This window comes from Streptomyces sp. NPDC001732, assembly GCF_053596315.1.
Genome location: NZ_JBSFFY010000173.1, coordinates 1 through 3123 on the forward strand (window position 1 = coordinate 1; position 3123 = coordinate 3123).

The 3123-nt window shown below is 69.0% G+C and carries 3 protein-coding genes and 2 pseudogenes; 3 read left to right on the forward strand and 2 right to left on the reverse strand.

What is annotated here, in order from left to right; translation table 11 throughout:
* Positions 1–192: 192 nt before the first annotated feature.
* Positions 193–669, forward strand: a pseudogene (locus tag ACWCXX_RS41050) (transposase); the annotation flags it as partial.
* 84 nt (positions 670–753) lie between these two features.
* On the opposite strand, the gene ACWCXX_RS41055 reads toward ACWCXX_RS41050, so the two are convergent.
* Together ACWCXX_RS41055 and ACWCXX_RS41060 are read right to left on the reverse strand one after the other, a co-directional pair.
* Positions 754–1431, reverse strand: a complete 678-nt coding sequence (locus ACWCXX_RS41055; RefSeq protein WP_451136387.1) for an NUDIX domain-containing protein — start codon at positions 1429–1431, stop codon at positions 754–756.
* Positions 1428–1811, reverse strand: coding sequence for a DUF4406 domain-containing protein (locus tag ACWCXX_RS41060; RefSeq protein ID WP_451136389.1), 384 nt, complete (start codon positions 1809–1811; stop codon positions 1428–1430). The genes ACWCXX_RS41055 and ACWCXX_RS41060 overlap by 4 nt, the downstream gene beginning before the upstream one ends.
* Before the next feature lie 49 nt (positions 1812–1860).
* On the opposite strand from ACWCXX_RS41060, the gene ACWCXX_RS41065 reads away from it, so the two are divergent.
* Complete coding sequence (locus ACWCXX_RS41065; RefSeq protein WP_451136391.1) at positions 1861–2673, forward strand: DeoR/GlpR family DNA-binding transcription regulator; 813 nt, start codon at positions 1861–1863, stop codon at positions 2671–2673.
* A 30-nt stretch (positions 2674–2703) separates the two neighbouring features.
* A pseudogene (locus ACWCXX_RS41070) lies at positions 2704–3028 on the forward strand (group II intron reverse transcriptase/maturase); the annotation flags it as partial.
* Between the last annotated feature and the right edge of the window lie 95 nt (positions 3029–3123).

The following is a 3123-nucleotide window of genomic DNA, read 5'->3' on the forward strand; positions in this document are numbered from 1 at the left end:
GCCGTCAGGCCCCCACCCTCCGGATACCTCACCTCACCGGCATACCGCAGGGATCACCAACCGTCACCACCGACGACAACCCGAAAACCTCAGTAACTGCTGCTCGACGTCCTCGCCCCGTTCAGCGGCGGGGCCGACGTGGTGTTGTGCGGCAACGGTTTCCTGCCCCCGGCCTCGCCGCACGGGCCCTTCCTCTACCCCGACACCCGCGAGCAGAGGTGCTGGGTTCACAAAGAGGCCAACGTCCTCGACGCCATGCCGAAGTCGGCCCAGCCGGCGGCGAAGAAGGCGGTCCAGGACAGCTACAACGCCGAGGACCGCGAACACGCCGAACGGGCCATCAAGGCCTTCGCCAAGCTCTACGGCGCCAAATCTCCCAAAGCCGTCAAGAAGATCACCGACGACCAGGACGTCCTGCCGGCCTTCTTCGACTACCCGGCCGAGCACTGGACCCACCTACGGACCACCAACCCCATCGAGTCGGCCTTCGCCACCGTCCGCCTTCGCACGAAGGTCACCAGGGGCGCCGGATCCCGAGCCGCCGGGCTTGCCATGGTGTTCAAGCTCGTCGAGTCCGTCCAGACCCGCTGGCGCGCCGTCAACGGTGCCCACCTCCTCCCCTTGGTCCGCGCCGGAGCCCGCTTCGAGTGCGGGCGGCTCGTTGAGCGATCCGAACCTACTGTCGCCTGACGGCCCGTCCCCACCTCGGCTCGGCCGTGGACCCGAGGCAGGGTCGGTCGGGGTGCGGCGGTGTCAGCCGGTGGTCGCTGCGGGGGCGAAGGGTCCGTCCAAGGCAGCCCATTGCAGGAGCAGGATGGTCTTGCCGTCGGTGATGCGTCCATCGCGGGTCATGGCGAGGGCGTTAGCGAAGGGCAGTTCGAGTACTTCGATGTCCTCGCCGTCCTCTTCCAGCCCGCCGCCGGTCCCGGTGCGATCGGCCGGGGTGTAGGGGGTGGCGTAGAAGTGCAGGCGCTCGGTGACCGAGCCGGGGCTCATGTAGGCGTCGAAGATGTGGGTGAACGTACCGAGCGTCACGCCGAGTTCCTCGGCGCTCTCGCGACGGATCGCGGCGAGCGGGTCGTCGCCGTCGAGCAGCCCGGCTGCGGCCTCGACGAGCAAGCCGTCCGGGTGATCGTTGACGTAGGCCGGGTAGCGGAACTGGCGGGTGAGCAGCACGCGGCCACGCTCGGCGTCGTACGGCAGGACGACGGCACCGTTGCCGCGGTCGTACGTCTCGCGCTGCTGGGTGACCCAGCGTCCGTCGCGGCGGCGGTAGTCGAAGGTGGTGCGGCGCAGGACGTGCCAGCCCTGGGAGGTGAGCTCCACGTCGCGGACCACGACGTCGGGGTTGCGGTCCAGGTCACGTCCGGCTTGGTCGAGGCCGATACGGCCGCGGTGGTCGGGGGTCTCGATGCCGGGGCGGGCGTTCACGCGGGCTCCTGTGCGGTGCGGTGCGGGATCTCGTCTACGTCGTGGTAGACGGGCAGGCCGCGGCGGCGGGCGGTAGCGACGTCCTGATCGGCTCCGGTGGATTCGCCGGGGAGGCGGAGCACAGCGTCGCAGTGGGCGAGCAGGCGCTCGGCGGTCGGATAGAGAACCTGGTCGGCGAGTGGATCGGTGGGGCCCGCGCCGGCCGAGCGCAGGACGGGCAGGGCGACCCACTCCCCGATCACGGGAAGGTGGCCGGCGGCGAAGACCGGCCATGCTGCCGCTTCGAGGCGGGCAAGGTTGGCGGCCATGGCCTGCGGGTCGCCGTCGGTGCCGGAGCGGTAGGGCCCGGCGATGAGGATGAGCATCGGCTTGTCGGTCATGGGGCGCTACGATACATGCAAGAACGTGCAAGAACAGGAGAGAATACGGATGCTGGCTGCTGAACGGCGCGACCACCTGTTGGGCCTTCTCGCCCGCGAGGGCAAGATCGTCGCCAAGGACGTCGCTGCCGACCTGGGCATCTCCGAGGACAGCGTGCGCCGCGACCTGCGCGACCTCGCCACCGAGGGGCTGTGCCAACGGGTCTACGGCGGAGCGCTGCCCGTCTCCCCGGCCGTCGTGGACTACACCGCCCGGCAGGCCGTCACCCCCGACGGCAAGCGGAAAATCGCCGCAACGGCCGCCGCACTCGTGCGGCCCGGCAGCGCCCTGATCCTGGACGGCGGCACCACCGCCCTCGCCGTCGCCCACGCGCTCCCGGCGGACCTGGCGTGCACCGTGATCACCCACAGTCCAACGATCGCGGTCGCGCTGCTGGAGCATCCGCAGGTTGAGGTCTTCCTGCTCGGCGGCCGCGTCTTCAAGCACTCGGCGGTCGCCTGTGGCGCCGCCGCGGTAGAGGCCGCCCAGAACGTCTCGGCCGACCTTTGCCTGCTCGGCGTCACTGGCGTTCACCCGGAGGCGGGACTGACCACCGGTGACGCCGAGGAGGCCGCGATGAAGCGCGCCCTGGCCGCACGGGCCGCGGACACCTACATCCTGGCCTCCTCCGAGAAGATCGGCACAGCCTCCCGGTTCCGCGTCCTGCCCTGGGAGGAGATCAGCGGACTCATTACCGACGCCGCCCCCCACCACGCAGTCGTCGAGCAACTCACAGAGCGCGGCGTGGAGGTCCTGGCGGCTGAAAGCCACGGACCGAACGGGGGACCGCAGGAGAATCAGGGCGCCGCCCCGCCAGCGTGATTCAGCCATCCACAGGATTTGACAATGGCTCCCGAGCTGCTGAACCAGGATGATCACGTCATCATCAGCACCTACGGGTCGGAGTACCGCGGCATCGTCCAGTACTACCTGATGGCCGACGACGTCTTCCGACTCGCCCGGCTGCAGTGGGTCATGGGGACCTCGATGCTGATGACGCTCGCCAAAAAAACATCGCTCGTCGGTGTCAAGGACGGCTCGTAAGTACGCGACCACCACCGAGACACCGTTCGGGCCACGCAAGTGCTTCGAGGCCCGCGTCGAACGCGTCGGCAGGAAGCCACTGGTCGGACGGTTCGGCGGGATCCCGCTGAGACAGAACAAGAAGACGGTCATCTGAAGTTTCCCCATGATCCTGGACACGTCTTTGTTATGCCGCGAGGGTCTGTTCTCGCTGGTGCCGCAGGCGCGTTTCGTGTGGGGTGAGGTATC